Source organism: Dongia sp., from assembly GCF_041905885.1.
Taxonomy (GTDB): domain Bacteria; phylum Pseudomonadota; class Alphaproteobacteria; order Dongiales; family Dongiaceae; genus Dongia.
In genome coordinates, this window is the sequence record NZ_JAYRKD010000005.1 from 211,741 (window position 1) to 238,667 (window position 26,927).

The window sequence follows — 26,927 nt, forward strand, 5'->3', positions numbered from 1 at the left end:
GGTTTTTTCTGGCGGGGCAAGGGGTTGGGTCGCCTTCGTCGCAGAGAGGAACTCTGGGCGGGCTTCACTGGGCTATTGGAGTTTCCCCCAGGGAACGTACGGTCGCTTTCGCGAGTAAACGATGCCTCGATCGGCATCGAGGATCACCCTGTACTTGTCACGAAGCCGCTCGAAGAACATCGCGACTCTTCCCGCATTCTCGCGGACCACCGCTGTTGAGTAGCCTCCAAACACGCCAAGCATGAAGTCAGGTACGGAGAAACCTGGAAATTCATCCTTGCTCCCGACGGTTACCGTCATCTTCTGTGGGCGTCGGTTGTTCGCGACACTTAGATTGTCGAACAAAGTCTTGATCGTGCTCTCAAGTTTCTGCGCACCCACTTGGCTGTTCTGTTCGACGAAAACTGATACGAAGGCTCCATCGCAACCCATGAGGCGGTCCCGCATGAGCGCCGAAACCAATTGGAAGTATAGGTTCTCATAGTTGTCCGGCGACTTGAGTTCGCCGTAGGCGACATACGCCTTGATAGGTAGCGTAGATAGTTTTTCGACGTATTTCTTTCGCAGGTCTTCATTGGCGTCTGTGTAGTGCAAGCCCTTCTTTTCAAGCTTTGTTGTTCTCGCCTCCGCAAATGGATCTGCCAGATAAGACCGCAGTATCGTAAGCGTTGAGTGTCTTACAGTTTTTGGATCCTCAGTCTGCGCAATCGCAACAGCCATGTACTGCTTGTTCAGGTAGGCTATCTGCGATTCATCTAAGTAGAGCGCAATGAAACGCGGGGTTTGGCCTGGCACTGTCGCGTAGTTCGGCCCGCAATCGTCTCTCTTGAGTAGCTCTTCCCAGTTTTCTTTCAGCTTGGGCCAGAACTCTTTTTCGATGTGCGACACATATCGGACGAACCCGTCAATCCGATTGACGTGCATTTGTGGCGTGTATTCGGGCCAATCTTGAAAGCGATCAATATGGTCGATGTGGTCAATGATCCCATACTTTCTAGAATAGTAGAGTTCTTGGCGAAGCCTTCGCTTCATCCGACGCGGGGCTCTTGGGCCCCGTCCGTCAGAAACGCTGAGACCGGTCACATAGTGCGATTGCCCCGGAACAGACACGTAAAACTTCTGTTCGTTAAGTTCGAAACCACATTCGCTTAGTATCTTGGAGATTTCGATCTTGTCAGGAATACTTTTCTTACCAGAGAAAGTAATGTCATCTGCATAGCGGGTGTAAACGCAGTCATATTGGTTCGCTAAGGCGCTCAACTTGCCATCCATGTCGAGGCTAACCACGTTGGCCAGCATTGGGCTAGGCGGAAGACCCAACGGAAGGCAATCGTCGATACAGACGAAACGTGCCAGCAGCTCTGCGACGCCACTTTGAACACCAAGTTCTTCAAACCGAAGCTTGAGCCGGCTGAGGCTGATAGTCGGAAAGAAGTTTCTGATGTCCGCATGTAAGACGCGGCGGGAGCCACAGTGCGGACCTGCATTCTCAATCGTACTACGGCCACGCACGTAACCGTAGGACGAAGGATGAGGGTGCCGAGGATCTTTCCAGCGCGCATATAGATCGAAGCGGCGACCAAAACTCTTGTACTCGTCCTCAATTAGTGTGCTGGCTTGCCAAACTTCGCGGAAGGACCCAAGGCGGCTTCTATTGCGTTTGGGAATTCGATGCCGGAGAAAAAACGCCTTCTTTTCGTCGCGATTGGTCAAATGGTGGAGTGTTTCAACATCGATACCGATATAGAGCGCCAATTCCGAAATATTGGCGGGCTTTGCAAAGTCAATCGGTAACGGCTTTTGGTGCACCACGCTAGTGACCAAGAATTAAGGAGGTGGGAGTGGCCAGATCAGAGAAGCTAGTAGTGACCCGAAGGCGGATACGACTCGTACCCTAAACCATGACTCTGGCCACTCCCACTACATCTATACCAGAAACACAACCACGAGTCCTTCTCGGAAAAATCTAAGGTCCATACCTACCTTCCCTCCGTGCTTGCGGTCGCCGGCAAATCCGCCGCCCCCGCCGGCACTGGATTGCGCTGGAGGTCGGCGATCAGTTGCTCCATCTCGCCGATCTCGCGCACCTGCGCTTCGATGATGCCGTCGGCAAGCTTGCGCACGCGGGGGTCGCGGATATGGGCGCGGGCGCTGGTCATGATGGCGATCGAGTGGTGCGGGATCATCGCCTTCATGTAGGAGACGTCGTCCACCGTCTCCTGGCTCCGGACCAGCCAGAGCGAGGCGGCGAAGACGACGACCGCGCCCGCGGCGATGCCGGCATTGGCGCGGCGGCTCGGGTACATCTTCAGCATGAATCCCAGCATGACGACCGCCATCACCGCGCCCATCAGCAGCGCCATCCAAGCCCGCGTCTGGCTGAACCAGACATGGTCGAGCGCGAAGGTGTTGAGATACATCAGGCCGTACATGATCACGGTCGAGGTCGCGATCATCGCAGCGAAGCGGGCATAGGACATGGGCGGACCTCTGGCGTTGCGGTTTCTGGAATGAGAGAAAACCCCGCGCCCGCGCCGTCGTTCCGAAGTCGGGTCCCGCCCGGCTTGATCGCGGCGCCCGGACTGCGCATGCTGGAGCCCGTTTTCCGGTCGCCATCCGACGAAGGACCCCGCCCATGGCTTCATCCCCGACCGACATCGCCTTCAACACCCCCGCCCCCGCCTTCTCCCTCCCCGCCACCGACGGGCGGAGCTACACGCTCGACGACATCGCCGGCGCCAACGGCACGGTGATCGTCTTCATCTGCAATCACTGCCCCTATGTGAAGGCGGTGATCGACCGGCTGGTGGCGGATGCGAGGCTGCTGCAGGCCGAGGGGATCGGCGTCGCCGCGATCTGCGCCAACGACGCGCGCACCCATCCCGACGATTCCTTCCCGAAGATGAAGGAATTCGCGCGGCTGCACGGCTTCACCTTCCCCTATCTCCACGACGAGACCCAGGCGGTGGCGCGCGCCTACAACGCGGTCTGCACGCCGGACTTCTTCGGCTACGACGCCGAGCGCCGCCTGAAGTATCGCGGCCGGCTCGACGAAGGCGGCCGCGCGACCCCGGCGCCGAGTGCCAAGCGCGAGCTGGTCGAGGCGATGCGCGCCATCGCCGCCGGCCGCGAACCCGCCGAGCAGACGCCGTCGATCGGCTGCTCGATCAAATGGAAGGCGACGTAGGCCGCTGCAGAAATAAACTCGAATTCGCGCAGCGCCACGCGGACAAGCTGCGCCGATCGTGGTATAGTCGGCGCGCTGATTGACACCGTGAAATCTTCGTCACGCGCCGCGTAAGAACGCGCCAGCCCCGGCCGAAGATTTTCCGCACGCATCAACCCCGACAGGGCCCCGACCGGAAAAAGACTCTATCTGTTTTCGCAGGACTGAACGCGAAGCCCTGCGCAAGGCGCAGGTCACGCAGACAGGACGCAGACCGGAACCAGGGCCCATCCAATTCTGCGGAACGCACAGCGAAGGCCCTGCCCCCGGCGTCTGTGTCGACCACGCCACCTAACCGATTGCAACGAGAAGATTTTTCGACCGACCAACCCAGACAGGACGCAGACGAGAAACTGTCTTCCCCGACGCAGACACGGACACGGACGCAGACAGGTGCAAGCGGGCCCCGGCCCGGACATTGTTAACCGGCCGCGAACAGCCCATCTTGCTGTCCGGCCCTGGCGCCGGCGGGGTGCCGGGCGCATTTTCCCGGCCATGCTGACACCGATGAGGACGACGCAATGAGCACCAACCTGGCTGAAGTCGAAACCGGCACCGAGCGCCGCGTCGTCGCGGTGATCCGCGGCGTGCCCACCTCGGACGGCGCCGGGGTGAAGCTCACCCGCGTGATCGGCCAGCGCGCCCTCCCCGACCTCGATCCCTTCCTGATGCTGGACGAGTTCGGCTCCGAGAAGGGCGCCGACTATATCGGCGGCTTCCCCGACCATCCGCACCGCGGTTTCGAGACCGTGACCTATATGCTCGACGGGCGGATGCGGCATTGGGACAACAAGGGCAATTCCGGCCTGCTGGTCCCGGGCTCGGTGCAGTGGATGACCGCCGGCAGCGGCCTGGTGCATTCCGAGATGCCGGAGCAGGAAGACGGGCTGATGCGCGGCTTCCAGCTCTGGATCAACCTGCCGGCGAAGGACAAGATGTGCGCGCCGCGCTACCAGGAATACGCGCCGGACAAGATCCCGGTCGCCAAGCCCGCGCCCGGCGTCTCGGTGAAGGTCATCGCCGGTGAAGTCGCGGGCACTAAAGGCCCGATCGGCGGCGTCGCCACCGACCCCACCTATCTCGACATTTCGCTCGAGAAAGGCGCCGGCTTCTCGCACCGCCTGCCGAAAGAGCACAACGCCTTCGCCTATATGTTCGAGGGCGCCGGGATGATCGGTGTCAAAGAGGTGGAGAAGCAGCAGCTCGCCGTGCTCTCACAGGGCGAGGTCTTCAGCGTCACCGCCGAAGCTGCGCCGGCGCGGCTGATCCTGGTCGCCGGCCGGCCCTTGCGCGAGCCGGTGACGAAATACGGCCCCTTCGTCATGAACACGCCCGAGGAGATCCACCAAGCGATCGCGGATTATCAGGCCGGCCGGCTCTGACGCTTGCGCCGCCACAGCTCGACCACGCCGAGCGTGATCAGCCCGAGCAGCAGCGGCAGCAGATAGTAGAGCGCGCGGAAGGCAAGCAGCGCGCCGACCGTTGCGTCGTCCAGAGCGGGCGACGGCGCCATCAGCAGCAGCACGCTGGATTCGAAGACGCCGAGCCCGCCCGGCACGCTGCTGGCGATGCCGAGGGTGAGCGAGACCACGGCGATGCCGAGCACACTCGGATAGTCGGCATTGAGGTCCGCCGGCAGCAGCGCATAGGCGACGGCAGCGAGGCAGGCGATGTCGATCACCGAGCAGAGCACTTGCGGCAGCACGGTGCGGAACGGCGGGGTCTCGATCCGGCGACCGAGGAGATGCAACGGCCGCGCGCGCAGCGTCAGGCCGAGCAGGCCGATGCCGATCAGCGCGAGGCCGATCCCGATGTCGCGGGTGAGGCTGTGCGGCAACAGGATCTCATGATCGAGCAGTCCGGGATGCAGGATCATCGCCGCGGCGATCTGCAGACAGAGCGCCAGCGCGAGCGTGCCGCTGAACGAGGCCTGCACCTTCGCCACCTCGGCGAAGCGCGCGCCGAACATCGAATAGAGCCGATAGCGCAGGCCGCCGCCGACCGCGACCGAGAAACCGCTGGAATGCCCGATCGACTGCGCGATGAAGCCGCCGAGCGCCGCGACCGGAAAGGCCAGCGGACGCCGCGCGGTCTTCAGTGCGAAATACTCCTGGCCGGCGATCGCAATGAAACTGCCGCCGGTGAAGAGCAGAGCGACCGCGATCGCGTGCAGATGCAGGCCGCGCAGTGCCTGCAGCACCTTCTCCGGCTCGACATGGCGCAGCGCGCCATGCAGGCCATAGAAGGCAAGTCCCACCACCGCCAGCGAGAACAGCAGCGAGGCCGGTCCGCGCAGGCGTTGGAAGAGCCGATGCTGCAGTGATGTCATGCCAACCTTAAGCCAACCTGAAGGAGCCGCCACCATAGCGGCCGCCCCATGCCGATCAAGGGCTGACGCGGATCAAGCGTCGAGAGGACGCGGTACCGACGCAGGGACAGTGTGCGGTAAGTCCCCGCCGTTAGCATCCTGGCCATCGACAACGACATGATGGCAGCGATGCGCCGCAAAACGCGACCCCAGTCCGATCTCACCCTCGCCGAGCATCACGCGCATGATCGCGCGGCGGTGACCGAGTTCATCCGCAACCGCTTCATGCAGGATCATCAGGCGCAGCTGACGCAGCTGATGCCGCGGCTGTTCTCGCTCTCCAGCGCAGCGGGGCAGATGATCGCCGGCTTCGGCCTGCGCGAGGCGGCACATTCGCGGCTGTTCATGGAATGCTATCTCGACGAGCCGGTCGAGGCGCGGATCGCCAGGCTCGCGGGACGTTCGGTCGCGCGCGCGGGCATCGTCGAGGCCGGCAACCTCGCCTCGCGGCCGGGCGGCGCCCGGGCGATGATCGCGCTGCTGACCCGGCATCTCTACGAGCAGGACTTCGAATGGGTGACCTTCACCGGCGTGGCGCGCCTCCGCTCCGCCTTCCATCGGTTGGGACTGCATCCGCTGGAGATCGCGCGGGCGACGCCGGAGCGCCTCAGCGAGAGCGAGCGCCGCGCCTGGGGCCGCTACTTCGAGAGCCGGCCGATCGTGATGGCGGGGCATGTGCCGAGCGGCTTCCGCGCGCTGTTCCGCAGCCAGCCGCGCGCACTGCTGGCCGCAGCGGCTGAGGCGACCGCGCCATGAGCGCGGTCCTGCAGGCGCTGCGCCGTCACGCCGCCGAGCGGCCGCGTGCGACGGCGATCATCGGCGGCGACAGCGCGCTCGACTATGCCGGCCTCGCCGAGCGGGTGCTCGCCGTCGCCTCCACCCTGCTCGCCGGCCGCACCCGCCGCTGCGGTCTGCTGCTCGACAACGGCATCGGCTGGGCGGTCTGCGATCTCGCCGCCCGCTGGACCCGCACGCCGCTGGTGCCGATCCCGACCTTCTTCAGCCCGCAGCAGCTTGCGCATGTGATTGCAAGCTCGGGCATCGACACCCTGATCACCGACCGGCCGCTGGCGGAGTTGGAGACGATCCGGCGCGAGGAAATCGGCGGCCTGATCGGGCAGCGCGCCGCCTGCCTGCGGCTGCAGCCAGCGCGCTCCGCGGTGCTGCCGGGACGGACCGCGAAGGTGACCTATACCTCCGGGACGACAGGCGCGGCGAAGGGCGTCTGCCTCGCCGATGCGGCGACCGATCGGGTGGCGCAGTCGCTGCTCGAGGTGAGCCAGGGCAGCGCCGAGGACCGCCATCTCTGCCTGCTGCCTCTGGCGACCTTGCTCGAGAACATCGCCGGAATCGACGTGCCGATCCTGGCCGGCGCCGCGACCTGCATCCCGAGCCTGGCGGAGGTCGGCCTCGGCGGCTCGTCGCAGCTCGATACCATGGCCATGCTGACCGCGATCGAGAAATACGCGCCGACCAGCATCGTCACCGTGCCGCAGACCCTGGCCGGCCTGCTGTTCGCGATCTCCCAGGCGGGCCGGCAGCCGCAGCAGCTGCGCCTGGTGGCGGTCGGCGGCGCGCCGATCGCGCCGGCGCTGCTGCAGCAGGCCGAGCGGCTCGCCGTCCCGGTCTATCAAGGCTACGGCCTATCGGAGCTGAGCTCGGTGGTCGCCTTCAACGGCCCCGGCGCCAATCGCCTGGGGAGCGTCGGCAAGCCGCTGCCGCATGCCGATCTGCGCTTCGCCGCCGACGGCGAGATCCTGGCCAAGGGCGCGGTGCTCGAAGGCTATGTCGGCGGCGCGGCGGCGCAAACGACGGACGGCTATTGGCCGACCGGCGATATCGGCCATCTCGACGAAGACGGCTATCTGCATCTCGACGGCCGCAAGACCAACATGTTCATCACCGCCTTCGGCCGCAACGTCGCGCCGGAATGGGTCGAGAGCGAGCTGACCGCGCGCCCGGCGATCGCGCAGGCCGCGGTGTTCGGCGAGGCGCGCCCCTTCAACGCCGCCGTGCTGGTGCCGCGGAATGCCGCATTCACCGCGGCGGTGGAAGCTGACCTCCGCAAGGTGAATGACAGTCTGCCCGACTATGCCAGGGTCGGTCGCTGGATCGTCGCGGACGAGGCCTTCTCGCCGCTGAACGGCATGGCGACGCCGAATGGCCGGCTGCGGCGCGACGCGATCTTCGCGCGCTATCGCACGCGGCTGGAGAGGCTTTATGAGGGCGAGGCAGTCCATGTTTCATGACGAATTGGTGACGCAGACGGCGCCGGACCGGAATGCGCTGCTGGCGACGCCGATCATCCAGGCGGCGCTCGCCGGCCAGGTGACGCGCGACCAGTACATCGCGTTTCTGACCGAGGCTTATCACCACGTGCGGCACACCGTGCCGCTGCTGATGCTCTGCGCCGCGCGACTGCCGGAGCGCCTGGACTGGCTGCGCAAGGCGGCGGTCGACTATATCGAGGAAGAGATCGGCCACGACGAATGGATCCTCGCCGACATCGCGGCCTGCGGTGCCGATGCAGGCGCGACAAAGCGCGGCGGTCCCGGCATGGCCACCGACGTGATGGTCGGCTATGCCTTCGACACCGTGCAGCGGCGCAATCCGCTCGGCTTCTTCGGCATGGCGCATGTGCTGGAAGGCACCAGCGTGGCACTCGCCACCCGCGCCGCCGGCGCCCTGCAGGCGGCGCTCGGCCTGCCCGACCAGGCCTTCACCTATCTCACCTCGCACGGCGTGCTGGATATCGACCACACCGCCAACTTCGCGCAGCTGATGAACCGGCTGGAGGACGACGACGATCGCGCAGATGTGATCCGCTCGGCGAAGACTTTCTTCCGGCTCTATGGCGACATCTTTCGATCGATCGCATGAGCCGAGCCGTGGCCGAGACGCATCCGCATATCCTGCTGACCGGCGCCAGCGGCGGTATCGGCGCCGCGACCGCCGGCGCCCTGGCCGCTAGAGGCAGCCGGCTGACCCTGGTCGCGCGCGACCCGGCGCGGCTGCGGCGGCTGGCCGATCGGCTGGCGCCGCACGCCGCCGGCACGGCCGTGATCGCCGCCGACCTCGGCGTTTCCGGGGCCGCGGCGCGGGTAATCGCGCAGGCGACGGAGATGCAGGGCGGGATCGACGTCCTGGTGAACTGCGCCGGCGTCAACGATTTCGGCCGCTTCAGCTTTGCCGCGCCGGAGCGGATCGAGGCGCTGATCGCGACCAACCTGCTGGCGCCGATCCAGCTCTGCCGCGCCGCGCTGCCGGGCATGCTGGCGCATGGCCGAGGCCGGATCGTCAACGTGGGATCGGTGATGGGCGGTGTCGGCTTTGCCGGTTTCGGCGTCTATTGCGCCAGCAAGTTCGGCCTGCGCGGCTTCTCGGAAGCCTTGCGCCGCGAGCTCAAGGGCAGCGGGATCTCGGTCGCCTATGTGGCGCCGCGCTACACGCGGACCACGCTCAACACCGCAGCCATGGACCGCATGGCGCAAGACGTGCGCATGAACACCGATGCACCGGAGACCGCGGCCGGCGCCATTTCCGCCGCCATTTTCGGTGCCAAGACCGAGCACACCATCGGCGCCATGGAGCGCCTGCTGGTCCGCATCAACGGGCTGCTGCCCGGCGTTGTGGACCGTTCCCTGGCCACGCTCAATCGGCGCATGCTCGACCATGCCGATGAAGCGGGGGGATTGTCGAGAGGAGAGCCTGAGCATGAAGAAGCGCATTTTGCTGGCGGGAATCGGCCTGGCCACGTTGCTGCAGGTCGGCGCCGCCGCCGCGGCCGAGGAGATGGGGACCGCGATCTCCGATCTCGGCCATGCCTGGGCGAAAGTCTATTACCTGACCCCAGAGAAGCAGCGAGAGGCGCAATACCCGGCGCTGGTCGCGCAGGCCGACGCGCTGGCCCGGCAATATCCCGCCAAAGCCGAGCCGATGGTCTGGCAGGCGATCATCCTCAGCTCCTACGCCGGCGCGAAAGGTGGGCTCGGGGCACTCGACCTCGCCGAAAAGGCGCGCGACATCGCCATGGCCGCCGTCAAGATCGACGAGAAGGCGCTGGACGCCGGCGCACTCACCTCGCTCGGCGTGCTCTATTACAAGGTCCCGGGCTGGCCGATCGGCTTCGGCAGCGACAAGAAGGCGAAGGAATATCTCGACCGCGCCTTGGCCATCGCGCCCGGCGCGCTCGACGTGAACTACTTCTACGGCGACTTCATGATCGAGCAGGGCGAGAAAGCGAAGGCGCGGGAGTTCCTCGAGAAGGCGCTGCAGGCGCCGGCCCGGCCTGGCCGCGAGGATGCCGATGCCGGCCGCAAGCAAGAGATCCAGGAGGATCTGGCCAAGCTGAACGGTTGACCGCTCAGGGAGCTGAGTTCTACTACCATTCGGCGCTGCGAAATCCGGTTCCGCGCGCGTCGAAATAAATATTTGTGCTGTTTCACATCATGCCAGCGGCGTTTGGTTGGCGCGGCCGATTAACGCCAGCGCCGCGCGAATACTGTGCGTTCCGGTAAAGCGGCGGAGTCTCAGCGCGTTAGCCTTTCGCGTTGATTCCAGACGCGAATCTTCGGGGATTTTATCGGTATCCGCGAGGCTTCGCGCTAGGAGCACGATCCTCGGCGATGCTATCGATGATAAGAAGTTGTTAAGATTCGCGCCCCTAGCCTGGACCCCGCATCGAAGACAACCGAGGCGGGTCCCCGATGGAAGCAGCCGGCCAGAATCGTCCAATCACCTTGATCGTCGATGACGAGCCGGGAATCCGGAACTTCGTCCAGCATGTCGCCGAATCCGTCGGCATGCAGGCCGTGGGCGCGGTTTCCGGCAGCGATGCGCTCAACAAGCTGAAGACCCTCTCGCCGACCATCATCGTCATGGACATGCAGATGCCCAATGGCGACGGCGTGCAGCTGATCCAGGGCCTGGCCGGGCTCGGCATCCAGGCCAAGATCGTGATCATCTCCGGCGCCGACACGCGCCTGCTGGAAGTGAGCGCCGAGATCGCGCGGCAGCGCGGGCTCGACATCGGCGCGGTGCTGCACAAGCCGGTGCGCTTCGAGGAGCTCCGGCGCACCCTCTCCGATCTCTACAGCACCACCATGCCGTTCTCGGCGGCCACTCTGCGCGGGATCATCGACGGCGATGCGCCGATCCTGCACTACCAGCCGAAGATCCGGTTGAGCGATGCCGCCTTCATCGGCGTCGAGGCGCTGCTGCGCTGCCGCGACGCCGCCGACCGGCCGGTCTCACCCGAGCTCGCGATCTCGATCGCCGAGGAAGCCGGGCTGATGCCCGCGCTCAACGACCGCATCTTCCGCGCGGCGGTCGAGCAGCGCCGCCAGTGGAGCGAAAGCGGGCGCGAGCTCGATGTCGCCATCAATCTTTGCGCCAGCGTCTCCTTCGAGAACGACCTGCCCGACCGCCTGGCCGCGATCTGCGCCGAACACAAGGTTCCCAACACCGCGATTATCCTGGAGATGACCGAGCGCGCGCTGGAGCGGGATAACCTGGTGGCGATGGAGACCATGACCCGCCTGCGGCTGATGGGCTTCCGCCTCTCGATCGACGATTTCGGCACCGGCCATTCTTCGCTGGTGCGCCTGCGGCAGATGCCGTTCTCGGAACTGAAGATCGACCGTTCCTTCGTCACCAACCTCGAGCGCTCGGCGGAGAATGCGGTCATCGTGCGATCGCTGGTGCAGCTCGCGCAGAATCTCGAGATGCACTGCGTGATCGAAGGCATCGAGGATGCCTATGCGCTGAAGTTCGCGGCCCAGCTCGACTGCAACGAGGCGCAAGGCTTCCACATCGCCCGGCCGATGGCGCCTTCGGAGATTCGCGAGTTCGAGCTCACCTGGCGCTGGCGGCGCACCTCGCTGGAGTCGCCGGTCAACCATCCCGCCCCCGTCGATGCGGCCGCGCAGGAGCTCAAGCCCAGCGCCTGAGGCTGGTTATCATTCGGTCTTCATGACCGCGCGGCTCTCGCGATCGAGTTCCTGCAACAGGCGGTGCACCTTGCGCTTGGCATCGTGGAAACCGGCCAGCGCGGGATTCGGGTCGGCACTCTCGCCGATCTTCGACATGGCAGACATCGCCGCATCGACCGAGGGATAGGCACCGCCCGCGACCGCACCCAGCATCGCCGACCCGAGCAGCACGGGCTCGGGCGTCGCCGGCAGCGCCACCGCGAGCCCGGTGGTATCCGCCATGATCTGCCGGACCAGCGGGCTCCGCGCGGCACCGCCGCTGATCACCATCAAGCCGCACTGGATCTCCTGCGCGCGCATCGCATCGACCACGTCGGCAAGGCCATAGGCGAGACCGCAGAGCCCGGCGACATAGAGTTGCTCGAGGCTTTCGATCGTCCGTTCGAGATCCAGCCCGGCGATGATCGCGCGGGCATCGGGATCGGCGAAGGGTGAGCGGTTGCCGAGAAATTCCGGCAGCACATGGTACTCCCTGGCGAGACGCGCGGCATCGGAAAGCGATGGACTGCGCGCAAGCACGCGGCGTTCCAGGAACTCCAGGATGCCCTGCCCCGCTTGCTCCGCCGCCCGCTCCGCTTCCGTGAAGGCCGGATGCGCGCTGACCAGGTGATCGATGCCGGCGCCCGCCGCCGACTGCCCGCCTTCATTCAGCCAGCGGCCGGGCAGCATCGCCGAGTAATAGGGACCCCAGACTCCGGGCACGAAACGCGGTCCGGCGGTCGAAGCCATGATGCAGGCCGATGTGCCCATGATGTAGGCGAGGCGGTCCAGCGCATCGACGGTCTCGCCTTCCCGGGCGACGATGCTGCCGCCGATCGTGCCGACCGCGCCGGCATGGGCGTCGATCAGCGAAGCGCCGACCGGCGTGCCTGGCTTCAGGCCGAGATCGGCGGCGGCCTGTGCAGTCAATCCGCTGCCGAGTGTCGTCGCCGGCTCGACGATGCGGTTGCCGATGCGCGCATAGTTGTCGGCGATGAGTTCGGCGAGGCCGACTTCGCGGAAGTAGCCGTCATCCCAGCCGTCGTCATGGGCGAGATAGGTCCATTTGCAGGTGACGGTGCAGATCGAGCGCGCGGCATCGCCGCTGGCGCGGTAGGTGAGGTAGTCGGCGAGATCGAAATACTGCGCCGCGGCGGCATAGGTCTCAGGCAGGTGCTCCTTCAGCCAGAGCAGCTTCGGTGTCTCCATCTCTGGCGAGATGATGCCGCCGACATGGCGCAGCACCGCATGGCCGGTCTTGCTGATCCGCTCCGCCTGCTGGGTGGCGCGGTGATCCATCCAGACGATGACGTTGCGTTGCGGATCGCCGGAGCGGCTGACGGTGAGCGGCCGGTCGCCCTCAGCCAGGGCGACCAGCGAGCAGGTGGCGTCGAAGCCGATGCCGCCGATCGCATCGGGGCTGAGCTTCGCCTCGGCCATGGCGGCGCGGATCGCGGTCGCGCAGGCCTGCCAGATATCCTCGGAGGACTGCTCGACAATGTCGCCGGGCTCGTGCCAGTCCAGGATCGGGTGTCGCGCGGTCGCAAGCAAGGTCCCGGCGCGATCGAAGATACCGGCTCTCGCGCTCGTCGTGCCGACATCGACCCCGATGAAGGCTCGCCCGCTCTCCACCCGCACGCCCGCTTCCCCTCGATCCGGTTTGTTGCACCGATCTTAGAGGGTGTTGCGGCCGGAGGGAAATGGCGCTTGCGGCGCTACCAGCAGGTATAGCCGCCGTCGGCCAGGACGATGCTCCCGGTCAGCAGGCTGGCCGCGTCGGAGGCGAGGAACAGCACCACCGAGGCGATCTCCTCGACCTCGCCCAGGCGCGCCATCGGCGTGCCGCCGATCCAGGCGTTGTACATGTCCGGCTTGGACTTCACGAACTCGTTGAGCGGCGTCGCGATATAGGTCGGCGCGACCGCATTGACCCGCACCCCGCGGGCGCCCCACTCCGCCGCCAGCGACTTGGTCAGGTGATGCACCGCCGCCTTGGAGGCGTTGTAATAGGACTGTTCCTGCGGCTTGTTGACGATGAAGCCGGACATCGAGCCGATGTTGACGATGGCGCCCGATTTGCGCGCCAGCATATGCTTGCCGAACTCGCGGCAGCACCAGAAGGTGCCGTTCAAGTTCACGTCGAGCACGTTCAGCCAATGCTCGTCGGTGACCGTCTCGGCCGGAGTCTCGCTGCGGGCGATGCCGGCATTGTTGACCAGGATGTCGATCTTGCCGTGGCGCTTGACGACATCGTTCGCCACCTTGCCGACCTGGTCGGTCTTGGTCACGTCCATTAGCACCGTCTCGACGTCATAGCCCTTGGCCTTCATCGCCTTCTGGCCCTCGGCGGCGACCGCGGCATCGAAGTCGGCGATGATGACCTTGGCGCCCGCCTCGGCCAGGGCTTCGACGCAGGCCAGGCCGATGGCCCGGCCGCCGCCGGTCACCAGGGCATTGCGTCCGTTGAGCTTGAATTTGTCGAGATACATGATGCTTCTCTTCTGGCTTCGGTGAGAGGTTCAGCTCATCCAGTTGCCGCCATCGACGTTCAGCGTCTGGGCGACCACGTAGTCGGAATCGGATGAGGCGAGGAAGACGGCGGCACCGGCATGGTCGTCGGGCCGGCCCATGCGGCCGAAGGGCACGGCCTCGCCGACCAGGCGCTTCTTCTCGCCGATCGGGCGTCCTTCGTATTTGGCGAACAGGGCATCGACGCGTTCCCACATCGGGGTGTCGACAACGCCGGGCGCGATGCCGTTGACGTTGATGCGGTGCTTGATCAGGCCGAGGCCGGCGGACTGGGTGAGACTGATGACCGCCGCCTTGGTCGCGCAATAGACCGCCACCAGCGGCTCGCCCCGGCGGCCGGCCTGGGAGGCGATGTTGATGATCTTGCCGCGGCGGTTGGGTGAGGCCTCGTTTTGGGCGATCATCCGCTTCGCGACCGCCTGCAGGGTGAAGAACAGCCCCTTGGTGTTGACCGCGAACTGGCTGTCCCAGCTCTGCTCGGTCACCTCGACCACCGGCCCCATGTCGAAGATCGCCGCGTTGTTGACCAGGATGTCGATGCCACCGGTGCGCGCGACCACGGCGTGCACCATGGACTCGATCGAGGCAATGCGGGTGACATCGACCGGCACCGGGAAGGCCTTGCCGCCGATCGCCTTGGCCGTGGCCGCCGCGTCATCCGCCAACAGGTCGGCGACGACGACCTCAGCACCCTCGGCGGCATAACGCGCCGCGATCGCGGCGCCGATGCCCCGCGCGCCCCCGGTGATGACGGCGACCTTGCCTTCGAGCTTCATGCCGCGAGTGTCCTGCCCTCGGGGTCGAAGCGATGAATGCGGCGCTCGTCGGGGCGCAGCTTGATGCGGTCGCCGACCCGGATCCCCATCTCGCCGATGGTGCGGGCGGTCAGGGTGCCGATCTGGGGCACGTCCACATAGACGAAGGTGTCGCTGCCGAGATGCTCGGCCACGCCGACCGTGCCTTCCCAGCCGTCGCCGTCGCGCGCCACCGTGATATGCTCCGGGCGGACGCCGATGGTGGCGGCACCGAACTGCCCGGCCACTTGCTTGCCGATGAAGTTCATCTTCGGCGAGCCGATGAAGCCCGCGACGAAGAGATTGGCCGGGTGCTCATAGAGCTCCAGTGGCGAGCCGTATTGCTCGATCCGGCCGGCGTTCAGCACCACAATCCGGTCGGCCATGGTCATGGCCTCGACCTGGTCATGGGTCACGTAGATCGCCGTGGTGGCGAGTTGGCGTTGCAGCCGGGTCACTTCCTGGCGCATCTGCACGCGCAAGGCGGCGTCGAGATTGGACAAGGGCTCGTCGAACAGGAAGGCCTTGGGCTCGCGGACGATGGCGCGGCCGATCGCGACGCGCTGGCGCTGGCCGCCGGAGAGATCGCGCGGCTTGCGCTCGAGATAGGGCGTGAGATTCAGGATCGAGGCGGCGCTCTCGACCTTGCGGTCGATCTCGGCCTTCGGCGTCCCGGCCATCTTCAGGCCGAAGGCGATGTTGCCGCGCACACTCATATGCGGGTAGAGCGCGTAGGACTGGAACACCATGGAGAGCCCACGCCTGGCCGGCGGCACGTTGGTCACGTCGGCGCCGTCGATCAGGATCCGGCCGCCGGTCACATCCTCAAGGCCGGCGATCAGGCGAAGCAAGGTGGTCTTGCCGCAGCCCGAGGGGCCGACGAAGACCACGAAGGAGCCGTCCTCGATCTCGAGAGAGGCGCCTTGGATGATCTTGGTGGCGCCGAAGGCCTTCTCGACATTTTCCAGAGTGATGCTTCCCATATGCCGGTTCCCCTGTGTCTTCCTATTTCACGGCGCCGAAGGTGAGGCCGCGCACCAGCTGCTTCTGGCTGAACCAGCCGAGAATGAGGATCGGCGCGATGGCCAGAGTCGAGGCGGCCGAGAGCTTGGCCCAGAACAGTCCCTCCGGGCTGGAATAGGAGGCGATGAAAGTGGTGAGCGGCGCTGCCGCCGAGCTCGAGAGGTTCAAGGTCCAGAAGGCCTCGTTCCAGGCCAGGATCACGTTCAAGAGCAAGGTCGAGGCGATGCCGGGCAAGGCCATCGGCGTCAGCACGAAGATGAGCTCCTTGGTGATGGTGGCGCCGTCCATGCGCGCGGCCTCTAGGATGTCCTTCGGGATTTCCTTGAAATAGGTGAACAGCATCCAAATCACGATCGGCAGGTTGCCGAGGCAGAGCACGACCACCAGGCCGAACTTGGTGTCGAGCAGGCCGAAGTCGCGGTAGAGGAGGTAGATCGGCACCAGCACGCCGACCGCCGGCATCATCTTGGTGGAGAGCATCCAGAGCAGGATGTCCTTGGTGCGCTTGGTGGGTGCGAAGGCCATCGCCCAGGCGGCCGGGATCGCGATCAGCATGGCGATCAGGGTCGAGCCGCCGGCGGTGACGATCGAATTGATCGCATGCAGCATGTAGTCGCTGCGCTCCTGCACCACGCCGTAGTTTTCCGTGGTCCAGTGGAAGAACAGGAATTGCGGCGGGATCGCGAAGGCGTCGAGCTCGGTCTTGAAGCTGGTCAGCATCATCCAGAGGATCGGGAAGAAGATGATGAAGCCGACCAGCCAGGCCGCCGCCGTCGAGACCGCCGTCTTTGTGGCTGTGGTTTTCCTTGCCATCGCTCAGGCCTCCAGGTTCCGTCCGACGATGCGGACCAGGAAGAAGGCGAGGATATTGGCGATCACCACCGCGACCAGCCCGCCCGCCGAGGCGCTGCCGACGTCAAATTGCAGCAGCGCCGCCTGGTAGATCAGGAAGGCGAGATTGGTGGTCTGCAGGCCCGGACCGCCGCCGGTGGTGACGAATATCTCGGCGAAGACCGTCAGCAGGAAGATGGTCTCGATCAGGATCACCACAGTGATCGGCCGCGCGAGATGCGGGATGGTGATGTAGAAGAAGGTCGAGACAGCCCCCGCACCATCCATCTCCGCCGCCTCCTTCTGCTCCTCGTCGAGCGACTGCAAGGCGGTCAGCAAGATCAAGGTCGCGAAGGGCAGCCATTGCCAGGCCACGATCAGGATCACCGAGAGCATCGGCACTTCGGCGAACCAGTCGATCGGCTCCAGGCCGATGAGGGTCATCAGCCAGGCGAACAGGCCGGAGACCGGGTGCATCAGCAGGTTCTTCCAGACCAGCGCGCTCACCGTCGGCATGACGAAGAAGGGCGCGATCACCATCAGGCGCACAATGTTGCGACCCCAGATCGGCATGTTCATCAGCAGCGCGATGAAGGTGCCGAGCACGATGGTGATCAGCAGCACCGAGCCGACCAGGACCAGGGTGTTGAACAGCGCCGTGAGGAAGGCGGGATCGGTCAGGAAGTATTCGAAATTGTCGAGGCCGGCGAAGCTCTCCTCGCCGGGATTGAGCAGATTCTTGTACTGGAGCGAGAAGTAGATGGTCATCGCCAGCGGGACGATCATCCAGACGAAGAGCAGCGCAACCGCCGGCGCGATCAGGACCCGACCCAGGGTGCGTGTCTGTTGTGTCGCCATGACCGATCTTCCCCCTGGGCTCATCCCCGAAACAAGGCGGCCATCCGACCGGGTGCGTGGTCGGTCGGATGGCCCTAGGTCACCGGGTGGAGTTTACCCGGTCCACGATGATGTGGGAGGCTCGCTTACTTGATATAGCCGGCACGCTTCATCTCGCGCTCGACCGCCTTCTGCGCCGCCGCGAGCGCCGCATCGACGGAAGTGGCGCCCGATAGAGCCGCCGAGAATTGCTGGCCGACGGTGGTGCCGAGACCCTGGAACTCGGGAATGGCGGCGTATTGCACGCCGACATAGGGCACCGGCTTCACGGTAGGATGGCTGGGATCGGCCGAGTTGATCGAGTCGATCGTCATCTTCGCGAAGGCCGCGGCCTTGGTGTATTCCGGGTTGTTGTATAGCGAGGTGCGGGTGCCGGGCGGCACGTTGGCCCAGCCTTCCTTCGAAGCCACCAGCTCGGTGTAGCCCTTCGAGGTCGCCCAGGCGACGAACTTCTCCGCCGCCTCGGTCTTCTGCGACCCGGCCGGGATCGCGAGGCTCCAGGCCCAGAGCCAGTTGGCGTTCTTGCCGAGGCCCTTGTTGGGCGCCAGCGCGAAGCCGACCTTGTCGGCGACCTTGGATTCCTTCGGGTTGGTCACGAAGGAGGCCGCCACGGTCGCGTCGATCCACATGCCGCATTTGCCGGCATTGAAGAGGGCAAGGTTCTCGTTGAAGCCGTTGGAGCTGGCGCCCGGAGGGCCGGCTTCCTTCATCAGGTTCACGTAGGTGGTGAGCGTGTCCTTCCATTCCGGCGAGTTGAACTGCGGTTCCCATTTCTCATCGAACCAGCGGGCGCCGAAGGAGTTGGACATGGCGGTCAGGAAGGCCATGTTCTCGCCCCAGCCGGCCTTGCCGCGCAGGCAGACGCCGTAGACGTCATTCGCCTTGTCGGTCATCTTCTTGGCCGCATCGATGACGAAGTCCCAGGTCGGGCTGTCCGGCATCTTCAGGCCGGCCTTCTCCATGAGATCGGTGCGGTACATGATCATCGAGCTCTCGCCGTAGAACGGCGCGGCGTAGAGCTTGCCGTCGACCGAGAGCGCGTCGCGGATCTTCGGCAGCAGGTCATCGACGTCGTAATCGGCCGGCAGCTGGTCGAGCGCCACCAGCCAGTCCTTCTTGGCCCAGATCGGCACTTCATAGGTGCCGATGGTCAGGACGTCGAACTGCCCGCCCTTGGTGGCGATGTCGGTGGTCACCTTCTGGCGGAGCACGTTCTCCTCGAGCGTGACCCACTTCACCTTGATGTCCGGGTTCTTGCCCTCGAAGTCCGAGGTCAGGCCCTGCATGCGGATCATGTCGCCGTTGTTGACCGTGGCGACGGTCAAGGTGGTTTCCGCGAATGCCGGGATGGCGGCAAGCAATGCCGCCGCGCTCAGCGCGGCGCCGATCAGCCTTTTCATTATGTCCTCCCAGTTACCGTCGTGAGTTTTCGCTCCGACGTTGAGCATACGCTCACACCCCCGCGCGACAGAGTCAATGCCGAATCGTTGATGCAGCGCAGCATGGAAAGGGCCGGCGGATCGCTCCGCCGGCCCCATTCCTTGAACGCGCCGCGCTTACTGCGCGGCTTTGAGCGACTGCGCCGCCTTGAGCTGCCGGGCGACGAAGTCCCAGTTGACGATGTTGTTCAGCACCGCCTCGGCGAATTTCGGGCGGGCGTTGCGATAGTCGATGTAATAGGCGTGCTCCCAGACATCGAGGGTGAGGAGCGGCTTCACGCCGTCATGGGCGATCGGCGTGTCGGCGTCATGATAGGAAGTCACCGCGAGCGCGCCGTCCTTCACCACCAGCCAGGCCCAGCCGCTGGCGAAATGGCCGACCGCTTCGTCCTGCAGCTTCTTCAGCAAGGCTTCCAGCGAGCCGAAGCTCTTGTCGATTTCCTTCCTCAGCTCGCCTTCCGGCTTCTGGCCGGGGGCAGCGAGGCAGTTCCAGAAGAAGCTGTGGTTCCAGATTTGCGCGGTGTTGTTGAACAGCGGCTTGTCACCCGACTTCGCCGCCGCGCGGATGATCTCCTCCAGCGGCTTCGCGGCCAGATCCTTGCCTTCCAGCAGCGTGTTGGCCTTGTCGACATAGGCCTTGTGATGCTTGCCGTGGTGAAATTCCAGGGTCTCGCGCGACATGTGAGGCGCAAGCGCATCGATCGGGAACGGAAGCGGCGGGAGTTCGAGAGCCATGGATGATCCTTTCCGGGAGCTGTGGTGGCAGGAAGCACAGTCGCCGCGCCCTCAGGGACGATGAGGGGCTGCGGGCCAGAGCGTCCTAGCCCAGAGATAAGTCAGCCACAATCATCCGAGGGTATCGGTATCGACATGACAGCAATGCAGGCAAGTGCCAGCAGTTGCGCATGAAATATGCTCAGCTCTTGAGCAAGGCCTGCGCAGTAGCTTCGTCGGTGATCAGACCGTTGACGATGCGGCCGGCGAGTGCCGCGCGGATCGGCACGACTTTCGAGGCGCCGAGCGCCGCGGCGACCGTCAGGTTCTTGGCCGGGATCGGCAGCGGCATGCTGGTCAGGCGCTTGTTGGTGCCGCCGTTGATCACGCGGCCCTCGGCATCGATCGCCCAGGCGGTGACCTCGCCCACCGCACCGAGCCGCAGCATCTCCAGCAGCTGGTCGCGGGTCACGAAGCCATCGCGATAGACCTGGGCATCCTGGTCGAGCTGGCCGATGCCGACCAGGCGCAGATCCGCCTTCTCGGCGAGCTCGCGCACCCGCGAGACCGGCGCGATCTTCAGAACCTGCTGGCGCTCGGCATCGGAGGCCAGGAACACCGGCAGCGGCACCGGGTAGTGCCTCGCCTTGGTGAGATCGGCCAGCCGCGCCAGGGTGTCGAAGAAGCTGGCCGAGCCGTCCGGCGAGATGTTGCCGACCAGCGAGACCAGCTGGTGGTTCGGGCAGTCCATCGGTGGCACCTGCTCGACCGCGGCCCGCATGGTGCGGCCGGTGCCGATCGCGACGATAGCCGGCTTCTCGGCCCGCAAGGTGGATTCCAGCAGGGCCGCGGCGCGGTTGGCGACGCCGGTCACCGCGTTGGGCGAGACGGCGTCGGTCGGCACCACCTCGCAAAGCCGCAAGGAGAACTTCTCGGTGAGCCGGGCCGCCAGCTCCATGCAGGCGGCGATCGGATGCTCCAGCTTGAAGGTGATCAGCCGCTCCGAGAGGCAGAGCGAGACCAGGCGCTGCGCGGTGGCGCGGCTGACCTTCAGCTTCTTCGCGATCTCGTCCTGGGTATTGCCGGCGATGTAATAGAGCCAGCCGGCGCGCGCCGCGTCTTCGAGCTTGGAGCGTTCGTTGTCGGCGGCCATCGCGAAATCAGGAGACCAGAGAGCGTTTGAGATCGCTCATCTTATCGAAGACCTGCGCGGCACCGGAAGTCTCCAAAGCGGTCCGGCCTTCCCGGCCCGCATAATGGGCGCCGCCGGTGAAACCCCAGACGGTCATACCGGCCGCCTGGGCGGCGATGACGCCGGCGACGCTGTCCTCGATCACCAGCGCGCGCTCCGGGGCGACGCCCATGACCGCGGCGGCGTGCAGGAAGAGATCCGGCGCCGGCTTGCCGCGCTTCACCATCTGAGAGGTGAAGACGTGGCCGCCGAAGAACTCCGTCAGATTGGCGAGCGACAGAGAAAAGGTGACCCGGTCCAGGTCGCTGGACGAGGCGATGCAGACCGGCGTCCGCAGGCTCTTCAGGAGATCGATGACGCCCGGCATGGCGGCGAGCGAGGCCGAGAAGGCGAGCCGGATCGCCGCCTCCCATTTGGCGCGGAAATCCCCCGGCACAGGCTCGTTGCGCCAAACCCGATACTGGTCGGCGACGGTCTGGAAATTGCGGCCGAGGAAGCGCTGGTAGACTTCGGCGAGATCGATCTCGATCTCGTGCTGGCGCAACAGCGTGAGCAGGCAGCCGCAGCTCAGAATCTCACTGTCGACCACCACGCCGTCGCAATCGAAGATGATGAGATCGAACCCGCTCATAACCTCGGGCACCCCCTGCCCGGCCCTGTCACCCATGTGGAAAATAGATCATATGCCCAAGGGCTGGGCAATCACCCGCATCACTTGCAGGGAAAGCGCTCGGTCATCGCGGTGACGATGCCGGTGATCGCAGGCTTGGTCTTCTCGCCCGGGTTGGTGGACTCCCAGAGGCGGAATGCCAGGCTCATGTCGTCGGCGCTGAGCCCGCTCTTCGGATAGCAGAAGGGAATCTTCGCCTTGTATTGCGTCGCCGAGGTCTTGAAGGCGTCCATGACGCCGAGCAGGTAGGAGCCGCACATCTGTCGATCGGGAAGCTCGTGGCTCTTGCAGATCTCCGCCAGCATGCCGACAGTCATCTCGGCCGATGCGGATCGGGCCAGCCCTATGGAAGCGCAGAGGCAGAGCAGCGTGAGAGAGGCGATCCGCAACATCATGATTCCACCATGGACCAGTCGAGGGGCTGACCGCGCTTCAGCGGCTTCGCCGCCTTCTTGCCGAGCACGGCCTTGAGATGCTTGGGTGCGAGGCCCTTGCCGGGCCGGATCGAGCGGATATGGGCTTCGGAGATCGCCTCGCCCGCCGCCAGGTCCTTCACCACATAGAGCGAGCGGCGCAACGGCCGGATCGCGCGCTCGCTGGGCGAGACCTGGTAATGGACGCGGCCGAGCGCCTCGAAGGCGGTGCGGCAATCGTCCACCAGGCGCTTCAACTCCTCGGGCTCCAGGCTGAAATCGGAATCGACGCCGCCGTCGGCGCGCCGCAAGGTCACATGCTTCTCGATGGCGCAGGCACCCAGCGCCACCGCGGCCACCGGCACCGCCGTGCCGTAGGTGTGGTCGGAGAGTCCGACCAGGCAGTCGAACTTCGCCGCCATGTCGGGAATGGTGCGCAGGTTGCTCTCGGACGCCGGCGTGGGATAGCCGCTGGTGCATTGGAGCAGGATCAGGTCCTTGCAGCCGCCGGCTCGCGCCGCCGCCACCGCTTCCTCTATCTCCGAGATTTCCGAGGCGCCGGTCGAGATGATCATCGGCTTGCCGGCGGCGGCGATGCGCTGGATGAGCGCGACGTCGCCGGTCTCCAGCGAGGCGACCTTATAGGCCGGTGCGTCCAGCGACTGCAGCAGGTCGACCGCGGTCGCGTCGAAGGCCGAGCTGAAGATCTGGATGCCGATTTCCTTGGCGCGCTTGAACAGCGGCGCGTGCCACTCCCAGGGCATGGCGGCGGACTGATAGAGCTCATAGAGCCGGCGCCCGGCCCAGAGGCCTTCGTTCAGCAGGAATTCCGGCCCGTCATGGTCGATGGTGATGGTGTCGGCCTTGTAGGTCTGCAGCTTGATCGCGTCGGCGCCGGACGCCTTGGCCATCTCGACGATGGCCAGCGCGCGATCGAGGCTGCCGTTATGGTTGGCGGACATCTCGGCGATGATATAGGGCGGTTCGCCGGGGCCGATCTTGCGCCCCCCTATTGAAATCGTACGGGCGGAAATCGTGCCCATGGGTCTTCTGCCTCCCCGCCCTAGTCCAAAGTTTCCGAGTGGAAATAGCCGTCCGGCCCCAGGGCGTAGCCGCAACCGCGAAAGAGCGCAAGGGACGCCGCGTTCTCGGCCAGGACCTTGGCATAGAAATGCGCCCCCGGTGCCAGGCTGCGCGCCGCCTTCAGCAAGGCCGAGCCGATGCCGCGCCCCTGCTGCCCCGGGGCCGCGGCGATCGAGACCAGGTATTGTGCGCTGCTCTTGTCGGCGCCGAACCAGTCCAGGCGGATGAAGCCCTTGGGCTGGTTTCCCGCTTCGCCGATCAGCAGCAGGTCGCGGCCATTCTCCAGCTTGGCTTGCAGCCAACGGCAATGGTCCTCGAAGGAGAAGGGCTTCTGGTTCAGGGCAAAGCGCCGCGTTTCCGGCGCCTGCTGCCAGTCATAGAGCAACCGCGCATCCGCCATCTCGGCCAGGCGCAGGTTGAGGGGCGCACCATCCTTCAGACGTGCGGCCGGCACGATTGCCGCGGCGAGGCGCAACGCGCCGCGACCATCGGACAGCGCCAGGGCCGCCTGATGCATAAGTAGATAGAGTTCCGGATCGTTACGCAGGCGGTCGAGCTGGAGGCGCAAGCCAGCGACAACCTGGTCCTCCGTGTCGGCGGGAAGGAAGCCACAGACCAAAGCCGCGCCCCTTGCGGCGACCGTCTCGGCGTTGAGCTTCTGGTTGGGCGCGATGCCCAGCAGGAGGCTCGGCAGACCGAGGCAGGCGCGCTCCCAGGTTCCGGTTCCCGGCGCGCCGATGACGAGGTCGGCCTTGGCCAAAGTCTCCGCAACCTCGGCCACATCCAGCATCAGTTGAACGCGACCGCCCATGCCGGCCGATTGCTGGCGGACCGCATCGAGATGGGTGGCCTTGGCGCCGAGCATCACATCGATCCGCGGGATGTCCGTCGATGCCAGCGCCGCGAGCGCGATGCCGGTGCCGTTGGCCGGATCGGTGCCGCCGAAGGCGATCAGCACGCGTTCGATCTTGCCCTGGCCGGCGATGCGCGCTCTGGCTCGTGAGCGGACAGACGAGAACTGCGCGCGCAGCACGGCATTCTCGGGGCCGAGCAGGAAGCGCGTCTCCGGTCGTGCGATGGCGCTGTAGGCCTTCAGTGCGATGTCCGGGGTCGGGTTGAGGATGACGTCGGCGTCGGTTTGCGCCTCGATCAGGTCATCGAACACGGCTACGGTCGCCCCGGCGCGCGCCATCGCGCGTTGGAGGTCGAGCGTCGCGCCATAGTGATCGACCAGCAGGAGCTCGCAACTGCCGCCGCAGCCCTGCAAGAGGGTTGCGGCCTGTTCCTCCGGCGAGCCCTGGGTGATGCCGATGACCGTGCCCGGGGCCGTGCTCTCCTTCAGGAAGGCAGCCGATGATTCCGACATGGCCCAAAACACGCGCCAGCCGAGGTGGTCGAGCAGGCTGGCGAAGGCGTTCGAACGCATGGCATGCCCGATGCCGATCTTCTGGTCGGCCTCGAAACGAAAGATGGCCGCGGGCGCGGAAGCCGGTTTCGCGCCGGGGCCGCCGATCCGGCGATGGGCGTTGATCGCGACGATCTCCGGATGCGCGGCGAGGATGCCGAGCACCTCGTCCATGCCGGCGATGCGATCCGGCGGCAGCAGTGGAAAGAGTGCCGCGAAGAAGTCGTAGTCTTCCGGGAAATCCAAGGTCCAGCGTTGCTGCACGGCGGGCCAGCCGGGGCCGATCAGGCTGGTGCGCGTGACGTCGGCGGTGCGGCGCAGCCAGGGCGTCACATGCTCGCGGTCATAGGCCGCGGTGGCGGCGGCATCGGCGCGTTCCAGCGCGGCGCGGGTGAAGACCTCGCAATCGAGTCCATGCGGATAGAGCCGCGGCATGTTGTTGGCGGCGTAGTCGACACCGGTCTCGGCCCGCAGCCGGATCACCCGATCGCAGATGTCGAGATCTATCAGTGGGCAGTCGCTGGTGACGCGCAGCACGACATCCGCATTCGCTTGCCTGGCGGCGCCGGCATAGCGCGACAGCACATCCTCGGCGGAGCCGCGGTGCACCTGCGCGCCGGCCCGCTCGGCCGCGGCGACGATCGCGCCGTCTTCCTCGCGGTCGGTGGTCGCGATCACGACTTCATCCACCGAGGGAATGGCGCGGCAGCGCTGGATCGCGTGGTCGAGCACGATGCCCGAACCGAGCGGCTTCAGCACCTTCCCCGGCAGCCGCGTCGAGCCGAAACGCGCCTGGATGATGGCGACAGTCCTGGTCATGGAACTTAGATACCGTGAGGCCGGTCCGGCGTCACGTCCCCGTGCGGAAGTCGTAGAAGGCGCCGGCCAGCGAGCGGCGGAAGCGGACGAAGGGCGCCATGCGGTGGTTGCTGATCAGCAGCACCTTGCTACCGCAATACTCGACCTCGGGCATAAGGTCGATGCCGAGCGCCATGGCGATCTTCTGCAGCCGGCGCACCACCGCCTCGCGGTCGAGGCTGGGGAAGAGCTCGGCGCGCACGTTCTTGTCCGGGATGTGCCAGCGATAGTTCTGGTCCGGGCGCCAGGAGCTGGCGCTGCCGGGCGCATTCAAAGGCTCGCGGCGCTCCACCGCGTTGACAAGCTGCTCGATGATGATCTGCGCGCCCAGCCGGTCGTCCTCGAACGACATGGCGTGATGGAACGTGTCGATCATCTGCGGCGTGTAGAGGTTGGCTACGCCGCCCGACAAGATGCGCTCGGCCAAAGCCAGCGCCTCCTCGACCGAGCGCGCCACGGGGTTGACCCGGTTGGAGAGATAGCGCTGGCAGATGGCGTTATCGAGCGGCATGACGCAGATGGCCGGCTTGCCCAGCGCGATCGCCTCGGTACCGGTCGTGCAATTGGTGTGCACCAGGAGCGTCGACGCCAGGATCCAGGGCACGGCGGAACCCTCGCGCACCACCTTGATCCTGGCATCGCCGGGGAAGGCCTCGGTCCAGGTCGCGATGCGCTCGCTCGGGTGCGGGCGGATGACCAGGGTGCGATCGGGATGCGCCTGCCGGAGACCGCCGACGACCTTCAGGATCGCCGCCTTGTTGGCGTCCTCCATCTCCACGATCGAGTTCACATAGGCCATGTGCTCGGTGTTGGCGGGATCAATCTTGCCGAGCCGGACCTGCTCCCTGAGGATATCGTCCTTGCTGCCCTTCTCGGAATTGGTGAAGCCCTGGTTGGTGTTGACCAGGATGAAATCGCCGTAGGCGTCGCGGATCCGCCCCACTTCCTCGTCGAACAGCGAGCGGAAGGTGCTGCGCAGCAGGTCCCAGCGCGGGTTCAGCGCCATATGGACCTTGGCCTTGGCGGCCGGGAAACGGGCCATGAAGGACTGGGTGTTGCCCTCGCCGGCGATGAAGATCGCCTCGCTCTGCTCGACCGCCTCGGGGGCGATCCAGCGCAGCTCCTCGGGCTTGGTTACCAGGCCCGGCATCTCTTCGTCGATCGCCGCCGGGAAGTAGCCGCGCGCGCGCGCCTTCGCCAGGCTCTCGGCGTCGCGGCGGGTCATGGTCTTGGAAAGATAGACGCCGCCCGGCATCCGCCGGATGTTGCTCTCGATCAGCCATTTCTGGCCGATGACGACTTCAAATCCGTAGGTCAGGGCGATGACGGAAAGCAGCAAGCGGGAATCGAGTTCCCGCGAGGCGATTTCCATCGGTAGATAGAGGATTCTATTCATCCTGCCGAGAACGCAACCCGGAATCGTTGAACAATTGCACCGCAGCTTCTCCCCCGAGCGGCACAGCCGGGATCGAGCACCAGCAGACTCTACCGAGCCGAACGCCGGTTTGCCATGGAC

At 65.5% G+C, this 26,927-nt stretch carries 24 protein-coding genes and 1 pseudogene; 8 read left to right on the forward strand and 17 right to left on the reverse strand.

Features of this window, described 5'->3' with window-relative positions; genetic code table 11:
- Nucleotides 1–72: 72 nt before the first annotated feature.
- Together ACH2CY_RS07275 and ACH2CY_RS07280 are read right to left on the reverse strand one after the other, a co-directional pair.
- The gene (locus ACH2CY_RS07275; RefSeq protein ID WP_395017632.1) at nt 73–1,812 is read right to left on the reverse strand and encodes a reverse transcriptase family protein; all 1,740 of its coding nucleotides are present in this window, start codon (nt 1,810–1,812) and stop codon (nt 73–75) included.
- A gap of 167 nt (nt 1,813–1,979) precedes the next feature.
- The gene (locus ACH2CY_RS07280) at nt 1,980–2,480 is read right to left on the reverse strand and encodes a DUF305 domain-containing protein (RefSeq protein ID WP_395017634.1); all 501 of its coding nucleotides are present in this window, start codon (nt 2,478–2,480) and stop codon (nt 1,980–1,982) included.
- A 155-nt stretch (nt 2,481–2,635) separates the two neighbouring features.
- On the opposite strand from ACH2CY_RS07280, the gene ACH2CY_RS07285 reads away from it, so the two are divergent.
- Both ACH2CY_RS07285 and ACH2CY_RS07290 read left to right on the forward strand, forming a co-directional pair.
- Nucleotides 2,636–3,187, forward strand: coding sequence for a thioredoxin family protein (locus ACH2CY_RS07285; protein WP_395017637.1), 552 nt, complete (start codon nt 2,636–2,638; stop codon nt 3,185–3,187).
- Nucleotides 3,188–3,747: 560 nt separating this feature from the next.
- Nucleotides 3,748–4,608: a pirin family protein gene (locus tag ACH2CY_RS07290; RefSeq protein ID WP_395017640.1), complete on the forward strand. Its 861-nt coding sequence runs from the start codon at nt 3,748–3,750 to the stop codon at nt 4,606–4,608.
- On the opposite strand, the gene ACH2CY_RS07295 is transcribed toward ACH2CY_RS07290, so the two are convergent.
- Nucleotides 4,590–5,555 (reverse strand): hypothetical protein, encoded by a 966-nt coding sequence (locus ACH2CY_RS07295; protein WP_395017642.1) that lies wholly within the window; start codon nt 5,553–5,555, stop codon nt 4,590–4,592. The two genes, ACH2CY_RS07290 and ACH2CY_RS07295, sit on opposite strands and share 19 nt — an antisense overlap.
- Nucleotides 5,556–5,723: 168 nt before the next feature.
- Between ACH2CY_RS07295 and ACH2CY_RS07300 the strand changes: the two genes are divergently transcribed.
- The 6 genes and pseudogenes from ACH2CY_RS07300 (at nt 5,724) to ACH2CY_RS07325 (ending at nt 11,542) form a co-directional block, all read left to right on the forward strand.
- Nucleotides 5,724–6,350: a thermostable hemolysin gene (locus ACH2CY_RS07300; protein WP_395017645.1), complete on the forward strand. Its 627-nt coding sequence runs from the start codon at nt 5,724–5,726 to the stop codon at nt 6,348–6,350.
- Nucleotides 6,347–7,843 (forward strand): AMP-binding protein, encoded by a 1,497-nt coding sequence (locus ACH2CY_RS07305; protein WP_395017647.1) that lies wholly within the window; start codon nt 6,347–6,349, stop codon nt 7,841–7,843. The genes ACH2CY_RS07300 and ACH2CY_RS07305 overlap by 4 nt, the downstream gene beginning before the upstream one ends.
- Nucleotides 7,833–8,474: a TenA family transcriptional regulator gene (locus ACH2CY_RS07310; RefSeq protein ID WP_395017649.1), complete on the forward strand. Its 642-nt coding sequence runs from the start codon at nt 7,833–7,835 to the stop codon at nt 8,472–8,474. Before ACH2CY_RS07305 ends, ACH2CY_RS07310 begins: the two co-directional genes overlap by 11 nt.
- Nucleotides 8,471–9,187 (forward strand): annotated as a pseudogene (locus ACH2CY_RS07315) (SDR family oxidoreductase); the annotation flags it as partial. The gene ACH2CY_RS07310 and the pseudogene ACH2CY_RS07315, both read left to right, overlap by 4 nt.
- Before the next feature lie 121 nt (nt 9,188–9,308).
- On the forward strand, nt 9,309–9,953 hold the full coding sequence (locus tag ACH2CY_RS07320; protein ID WP_395017651.1) for a tetratricopeptide repeat protein: 645 nt from the start codon (nt 9,309–9,311) through the stop codon (nt 9,951–9,953).
- Nucleotides 9,954–10,300: 347 nt separating this feature from the next.
- Complete coding sequence (locus ACH2CY_RS07325) at nt 10,301–11,542, forward strand: EAL domain-containing protein (protein ID WP_395017653.1); 1,242 nt, start codon at nt 10,301–10,303, stop codon at nt 11,540–11,542.
- 9 nt (nt 11,543–11,551) lie between these two features.
- Here the strand turns inward: ACH2CY_RS07325 and ACH2CY_RS07330 are convergent, their stop codons facing one another.
- The 14 genes from ACH2CY_RS07330 to ACH2CY_RS07395 all read right to left on the reverse strand — a co-directional run bounded on the left by ACH2CY_RS07330 (nt 11,552) and on the right by ACH2CY_RS07395 (nt 26,807).
- Complete coding sequence (locus ACH2CY_RS07330) at nt 11,552–13,201, reverse strand: FGGY-family carbohydrate kinase (protein ID WP_395017656.1); 1,650 nt, start codon at nt 13,199–13,201, stop codon at nt 11,552–11,554.
- Between the two features lie 77 nt (nt 13,202–13,278).
- A complete protein-coding gene (locus ACH2CY_RS07335; protein WP_395017659.1) occupies nt 13,279–14,052 on the reverse strand; it encodes an SDR family NAD(P)-dependent oxidoreductase in 774 nt (257 codons plus the stop codon).
- A 30-nt stretch (nt 14,053–14,082) separates the two neighbouring features.
- The gene (locus ACH2CY_RS07340; protein WP_395017660.1) at nt 14,083–14,868 is read right to left on the reverse strand and encodes an L-iditol 2-dehydrogenase; all 786 of its coding nucleotides are present in this window, start codon (nt 14,866–14,868) and stop codon (nt 14,083–14,085) included.
- A complete protein-coding gene (locus ACH2CY_RS07345) occupies nt 14,865–15,869 on the reverse strand; it encodes an ABC transporter ATP-binding protein (protein WP_395017662.1) in 1,005 nt (334 codons plus the stop codon). Before ACH2CY_RS07345 ends, ACH2CY_RS07340 begins: the two co-directional genes overlap by 4 nt.
- Before the next feature lie 22 nt (nt 15,870–15,891).
- Complete coding sequence (locus ACH2CY_RS07350) at nt 15,892–16,722, reverse strand: carbohydrate ABC transporter permease (protein WP_395017665.1); 831 nt, start codon at nt 16,720–16,722, stop codon at nt 15,892–15,894.
- A gap of 3 nt (nt 16,723–16,725) precedes the next feature.
- Nucleotides 16,726–17,598, reverse strand: coding sequence for a carbohydrate ABC transporter permease (locus ACH2CY_RS07355; protein WP_395017667.1), 873 nt, complete (start codon nt 17,596–17,598; stop codon nt 16,726–16,728).
- A 125-nt stretch (nt 17,599–17,723) separates the two neighbouring features.
- Nucleotides 17,724–19,037 carry an ABC transporter substrate-binding protein gene (locus ACH2CY_RS07360; RefSeq protein WP_395017670.1) on the reverse strand — a complete coding sequence of 438 codons (1,314 nt, stop codon included), beginning with the start codon at nt 19,035–19,037 and terminating at the stop codon, nt 17,724–17,726.
- 156 nt (nt 19,038–19,193) lie between these two features.
- Nucleotides 19,194–19,811: a superoxide dismutase gene (locus ACH2CY_RS07365; protein WP_395017671.1), complete on the reverse strand. Its 618-nt coding sequence runs from the start codon at nt 19,809–19,811 to the stop codon at nt 19,194–19,196.
- 181 nt (nt 19,812–19,992) lie between these two features.
- Nucleotides 19,993–20,943 (reverse strand): sugar-binding transcriptional regulator, encoded by a 951-nt coding sequence (locus ACH2CY_RS07370; RefSeq protein ID WP_395017673.1) that lies wholly within the window; start codon nt 20,941–20,943, stop codon nt 19,993–19,995.
- Nucleotides 20,944–20,950: 7 nt separating this feature from the next.
- Complete coding sequence (locus ACH2CY_RS07375) at nt 20,951–21,613, reverse strand: HAD family hydrolase (protein WP_395017675.1); 663 nt, start codon at nt 21,611–21,613, stop codon at nt 20,951–20,953.
- Between the two features lie 80 nt (nt 21,614–21,693).
- Complete coding sequence (locus tag ACH2CY_RS07380; RefSeq protein ID WP_395017678.1) at nt 21,694–22,047, reverse strand: Rap1a/Tai family immunity protein; 354 nt, start codon at nt 22,045–22,047, stop codon at nt 21,694–21,696.
- Nucleotides 22,044–23,108, reverse strand: a complete 1,065-nt coding sequence (gene pseI, locus ACH2CY_RS07385) for a pseudaminic acid synthase (protein WP_395017681.1) — start codon at nt 23,106–23,108, stop codon at nt 22,044–22,046. The genes ACH2CY_RS07380 and pseI overlap by 4 nt, the downstream gene beginning before the upstream one ends.
- Before the next feature lie 20 nt (nt 23,109–23,128).
- Nucleotides 23,129–25,372: a UDP-2,4-diacetamido-2,4,6-trideoxy-beta-L-altropyranose hydrolase gene (pseG, locus tag ACH2CY_RS07390; RefSeq protein WP_395017684.1), complete on the reverse strand. Its 2,244-nt coding sequence runs from the start codon at nt 25,370–25,372 to the stop codon at nt 23,129–23,131.
- 31 nt (nt 25,373–25,403) lie between these two features.
- Nucleotides 25,404–26,807: a surface carbohydrate biosynthesis protein gene (locus tag ACH2CY_RS07395; protein WP_395017686.1), complete on the reverse strand. Its 1,404-nt coding sequence runs from the start codon at nt 26,805–26,807 to the stop codon at nt 25,404–25,406.
- Nucleotides 26,808–26,927: the final 120 nt, after the last annotated feature.